Source organism: Mucilaginibacter sp., assembly GCF_036383575.1.
Classification (GTDB): Bacteria; Bacteroidota; Bacteroidia; order Sphingobacteriales; family Sphingobacteriaceae; genus Mucilaginibacter.
In genome coordinates, this window is sequence record NZ_DASVOB010000066.1 from 1 (window position 1) to 6349 (window position 6349).

3 protein-coding genes are annotated in these 6349 nt (G+C 44.0%); 1 reads left to right on the forward strand and 2 read right to left on the reverse strand.

Annotation, left to right across the window (positions count from 1 at the left end; translation table 11 throughout):
* Window positions 1-2317 (forward strand): triple tyrosine motif-containing protein (locus VF500_RS02275; protein ID WP_330858123.1); only part of this gene is annotated, 2317 nt, incomplete at its 5' end.
* A gap of 478 nt (window positions 2318-2795) precedes the next feature.
* Here the strand turns inward: VF500_RS02275 and VF500_RS02280 are convergent.
* Window positions 2796-3494 (reverse strand): head GIN domain-containing protein, encoded by a 699-nt coding sequence (locus VF500_RS02280; RefSeq protein WP_330858124.1) that lies wholly within the window; start codon window positions 3492-3494, stop codon window positions 2796-2798.
* A gap of 74 nt (window positions 3495-3568) precedes the next feature.
* The coding region (locus VF500_RS02285; protein WP_330858125.1) for a PKD-like domain-containing protein at window positions 3569-6349 on the reverse strand (2781 nt) is incomplete at its 5' end.

The window sequence follows — 6349 nt, forward strand, 5'->3', positions numbered from 1 at the left end:
CGGCTTTTTCATCACCGGAATTGCCGCCATTAATAAAGATTCGAGCCTGGTTACTACAGCTAAAAATGGCGTTTACATATTAAACGGGAACCAGCTTAAAAGCTGCAATATCGATGGTTTCGGCATTGATAACCACGAGCATTTTTCGGGCGTGGTGGTACTTGGCGATGGCAGCTTTTTGATAGGCACCTATGCTAACGGCGTTTACCAGGTAAATAAACAGGGTAACGTAATTGAAAATATCTCCAAAAAAGAGGGCCTGCAAAACAGCAATGTACGCAGCATGTTTATGGATAATAACCATAATGTGTGGCTTGGGCTTGATAACGGGATAGATTTTATAGCCTATAATAATGCCGTTAAACATATCAACCCCGCAGTATTTAAAGACGGGGGCGGCTTTTCGGTAGCCACTTTTGGCAATAAGCTATACTTCGCCCTGTCAAATGGCATTTACGAGTTACCTGCTGGCAATAATAGCGATCTTAGTTACACACCTAATAATTTCAGGGTATTATCACAAAGCCTTTCCTGGAACCTATCTGTGGTTGACAATAAATTACTGGCTGGCGTGGATGACGGAGCTTACCAGATCAAGGACGGCAAATTGCAACCGGTAGATAAGAGCGCCGGTTACTGGCTTTATCGCCCCATAAAACTAAATACAGCACAATATATAGCAGCCGGTAATTACAATGGCGTAAGGTTATTTGAGGATAAAAGCAATGGCCTCGTCAATAAAGGCAGTGTAAACAACAGCTATAATGAGTCGGCCCGTTTTGTGGAGATCGACGGAAACAATAATATCTGGACTTCGCATCCTTATCGCGGTGTTTATAAACTTGTGCCAGGTTCATCAAAATTACGGGTTTACACCCAGGCCGATGGTTTGCCTTCAACGCTGGATAATTTTGTATTCCGGATCAAAAACAGGGTTGTAATAGCTACACAGAAAGGCATTTACGAATACGATAACCCAACCGACCGTTTTCATCAGTCAGCTTTATTTAAAAGCGTTTTCGGCGATATGGCATTGCGTTACCTTAAAGAGGACCAGGCAGGCAATATCTGGTTCGTTCAGGAGAAAAACATTGGTGTCGCTGATTATTCAACGCCTGCCCCATCAATCATTTATATCCCCGAACTTAGCCGAAGGATCCTGAGCGGGTTTGAGAATGTATTTCCGGTAAATGAAAACAACATTTTTGTAGGCGGTGAAAATGGCTTCTATCATATTAATTACGCCAGGTATAAACAAAACATTCATCCGCTAAAAACCTATATCCGTAAGGTTAAAGCTATTGCAGGGATTGATAGCCTTTTATTTGGCGGTTATTTCAGCAATGTTAATGATAATGACAAGCAACCTGCCGCCGCCATACCTTCGCTAAGCCATATATGGAATTCACTGCACTTTGAATATTCAACCCCAACATTTGAAGAGCAATCAAATGTTGAATACAGCTACTATTTGATTGGCTTTGACAACGAATGGTCAGAATGGTCGAAAAAAACGGAGAAGGATTACACCAACCTATCTGCGGGCAATTATACCTTTAAAGTAAGGGCCCGCAACCACCATGATAATATCTCGCCGGAGGCCAGTTACTCATTTACTATCAATCCGCCATGGTACCAAACCATATGGGCCTACCTGGTTTACCTGCTGATATTTGTTTATCTGATCTATTATTTTTACCAATTGCAGGAAAAACGCCATATCCGGAATAACGAAAAACGATTGCTTGCCCAGCAACAAAAAAATGAAGAAGAACAGCGCCAAATGGCCTACCAGCACCAAATTGAGCTTGAACGATCAGAAAAAGAGGTTGTAAAACTTAAAAACGAAAAGCTTGAAAGCGAAATAGAATTTAAGAACTCAGAGCTGGCTTCATCAGCAATGAACCTGGTGCAAAAGAAAGAGTTCCTGTTAAAAGTAAAAGAAGAATTGCAGCGCCTGAATAAATCAGGTAAAGAAATGGTTGAGGCGGTAGAGATCAAGAAACTCCTTCGCCTGCTTACCGAAGAAAAAAAGATAAACGAAGAATGGGAGCAATTCAGCATGCATTTTAATAAAGTACATGCCGATTTCCTTACCGTGATCAAGGATCGCTACCCGACCATCAATCAGCAGGAACTCAAACTGTGTGCTTATCTGATCATGAACCTGTCGAGCAAGGAAATCGCACAACTAATGGCTATATCGGTACGAGGGGTAGAGATCAGCCGGTACCGGCTGCGCAAAAAACTTCAGATCCCAACCGAAGTTAACCTGTTTGAATTTTTGTTTGAAATACAACGCGAGTGCATGAAATGAGAACAGCACTTGGTCGTTACCCAAAGTGCTGTTATGTAAAAACTATTAAATTTGATGTACCATCAGGGGCTCTCGCAGATTTAAGTTAATCCACAAATTGCTTTGTCGTTTAATTAGTAAGGCGTTTTGTTTTGCCCCTCTGGGGCAAAGGGAATTTCTATACTTTTTATGCTACAAACCTTTTGCACCTCTGGCGCATCCGTCCTTAAGCACACTTTAATTAATACATGATTATGTTGTAAAACCTTACCGGCCCCAGCGGGGCCGCGTGTTTATAGCCCTAAAGGACACGCTTTTTGGCTCCGTAGGTGCCTCCTTTTTAAATTTCAGGTTGGGTTAGCTTAAACCCGCAGAGGAGCCTAAGGAGGATATAATATTTAACTGCCTAATGTAATGCCTACACATGATTCGCTACACCACAACAAAAAAAGACTGCCTCAGATGAAGCAGTCTTTCAATATTTTTGCTTTGCAGCTTATTAGTCAACCTTGTTTACCCTACCCGAGCCTGCGTAATGCGTATCGGAAGTAGTAGCTGTGCCAGAGTAATTTACACTGCCCGAGCCTGAAATACGGGCCGAAACTGTTTTACTGGCTATTAAACTAATGCTACCCGAACCCGCAATTGAGGCTTCCACAGTTTCTGTTTTTAATGATCTACCATTGATCTCCCCTGAACCCGAAATACGGCAATCGGCCATTCCGGTGCTGCCTTTAACATCAATTGAACCAGAACCGCTGATCTTCAAATCAAGCGTACCTGATTTAACAGCTGTTTTGATATTACCTGATCCGCTTAAGGCGATCTTAGCGTGCTCACCTGTCATTGTACCATCAACAGTTGAATTACCTGATCCGCTATTAGCCAGGTACTCCACAGTTTTAGCAGAGATGTAAATATTAGCGTGCTGAATATTGCGGTGGCTTTTCCAGTGATCTTTAAATTCAACTTTCAATATACCGTTTTCCACTTCGGTTTTAATATCGTCAACAATATTGGCATCTACATCAAGCTTTACGCTTTCTGTTCCGTCAATTTTAATGAACACGTTAAACGGCCCGCCGCAGGCAATACCATTATAGCCCGAAACATTACGGGTTACTGTTTGTGCAGATGCATTAAAGGCAATCGAAACCGTAAGTAACGAAGCCATCATTGAGAAGATTAGTTTTTTCATGATCGCGTGTTTAGCTATATGACGCTTTTTGCGAAAAAACGTTGCAGGCTTTCTGATTTTTCCTCGGATATAACTTATCTCAGGATAGTTACTGAGCCTGATAAAGGAGGCTTGCCCATTTTTAAATCGATGATATAAAAATACGTGCCTGCCGGTAATTGCCGTCCGTTAAAGTTGCCATCCCAGGGCACGCCATAACCTATTGAGTGATATAACCTTTCGCCATACCTGTTGAACACATCCACTGTCGAGCTTTCATAGGCTATCAATCCTTTTACCTCCCAAAAATCATTAAAGCCATCGCCATTGGGCGTAAAAGTATTAGGCACGGTAATATCCGGCGATACTTTGATGATAGTTTGGCTTTGGTTAACGCAGCCCCTAACATCTGTAACATACAAGGTGTAAACAATATCAGCATCGCCGGTAACTACAGGTTCTTTTACTTTATTATTACTCAAACCTACATCAGGCAGCCACAGATATTGAACGTTTTCGTCACTTACAGTTGGTGTTAAGGTGATGGTATGATTTTTAAGTACGTATCTTATACCACCGGCATTAACCGTTGGCGGCGGTATAAATTTAATTACCATCTCATCGCTGGCAGTATAACATTGCCCTGGCATATTTGCTGTAAGCGTAAGTTTTACCGAGCGATTTTTCACATCATCTTCTGATGGAGTGTATACCGCTCCCTGCGCGTCCTCTGGATTGAGCAATGTTCCGGTACCGGAGCTTGTCCACTTGCCGCCACCCGGTATCAGCACGTTACCGTCCAGTTTGATCGGATCACGGCGGGCACAGACTTCCAGATCGGAGCCTGCATTTGTACCCGGCGTTTTACCGAAGGTTATCGTCATTTCAGATGTAGCATTGTTGCAATCATCCGGACTGGTAGACGTCAGGATCAATGTGACCGAGCCGGCAGCCTTATCTTCGGCAGTGGGCTCATATTTTGCATTTAATTCATTATTTGAAGGTAAAAACTGCCCTGGGTTAGCGCCTTTTTTCGACCATACCCCTGTTTTTGTTCCTCCTCCTATCTGACCGGCCAGTTGAATGTACTGATCGGTAACACAAGCTAATATATTTGAACCCGCATCTGAAGTTGGTAATTTGTTTACCACAACCTCCTTAGAAACTACCGGGCTGCTGCAGCCATTAACCGTAACGTACACCGAATAAGTACCCGTCATATCAGCAGTCACATTTTTAATTTCTGGGTTTTGCAATGCTGATTTAAATCCATTGGGCCCGGTCCAGGTATAAATTGCATTTGGCGTGGCCGGCACATTCAACTTAATCGTACTGTTTACGCACACAGGCGAATTTGTTCTCAAATCAGGCACCGGCACCCCGGGGTTAACCTTTACCACATAGGCAAACGGCACACCATCGCAACCAAAAGCAGATGGAGTGATCACATAAAGCACATTTATGGCATATGTTCCTTTGTTAACCAGTACTTCATCAATCTTATTGCCGGTTTTATTGGTCACGGCAGCATTGCTGATACCAGCCACAGCTGCCCTGCTCCACCTAAATGTTGCCGACTGCACATTGGAAGTAATAGTATAATCAACCGGCTCCCCGCTACAGGCCACGCCCAATGGTTTACTGGTAACATTAACCGAGGGGTTAACCGTTACAACCCACTTAAAAGGTGCCCCCGAACAGTTATTTGTTTGATAATTATATGTGTAAGTAACATCAACAGGCGCGTTGGTTGTATTAAATAATATCTCGCGGATAACGCCAGCCATCTGCCCCGATACAGGCTGATTGCTGATACCGGAAACCGCATCCCTTGACCAGCTGGAGCTTACACCCGGGATACTGAATGTAATAGCATAATTTCCAGTAGTCATATTACACAACGTTGCTGTTGGCGCACTTGTAACCTGCGGTGATGGATATACTGTAACTACGTAGCTAAATGGTGCCCCCGGACAATTGTTAGATACAGGCGTAATTAAATAAGTAACATCAATAGGGTCGCTCTTTGTGCTGACCAACGTTTCTGTTATCTGGGCAGATGTTTGGTTGCTAACCGCGGCATTGTTAATTCCCTCAACTGCCGCACGAGACCATAAAAAAGTTGTACCGGGTTGATCGGCTGTAATAGCATAATTTTGAGGCACCCCGCTGCAAACGTTATCGGCAGAACCACTGGTGATAACCGCCAAAGGACTAACCGTTACATCAACCTTGGTCCGTTCGCTTACACAACCATCAACAACAGCCTGTACATAATAGCTTGTATTGGCAATCAAAGCAGGTGTTGTGTAAGTGTTATTAATAGATAACGAAGTGCCTCCAACCGGGGCATCATACCATTGATAAGTACCTTTTGAGCCGGTGGCAGTTAAAGTTGTGTGGCTGCCTTCGCAGGCCGGCGCATTGCTAACTACCGGAGCCGGTGGCGGCTCATTAACCGTTACCGTTACAGCGGTCATACTGCTGGTAATATCATTTACAGTGGTATTTACATAATACGTTGTTGTTTGCGTAAGCGCGGGCGTAATAAAATTAGGCCCGGTTGATAGCAACGTACCGTTTTCGGCGGCGCTATACCAGCGGTAGGTACCGCCCGGGCCTGTAGCAGACACCGTAGCTATGCTGCCCATACAGGTTGATGTGCCGGAGGCTGTTGGTGCCGATAAAACAGAACCAATGTTAATAACAACCCTCCCAATGCCCGGCCCGCAATTCCCCGGAGGATCGTTAGAGGTTAAGGTAAGTGTTACCTGCTTTTCGCCGGCAGCAGGGGTGTAAGTAGTGTTCGGATCTGTAGCATCTGCAAATTTGCCTAAGCCTCCCGACCATTTGCCACCGTTAACACCGCCGATGCT

Excerpts from the sequence above, each read along its gene's own strand:
- VF500_RS02280 (WP_330858124.1), bottom strand. The coding sequence starts at position 3,494 with ATGAAAAAACTAATCTTCTCAATGATGGCTTCGTTACTTACGGTTTCG.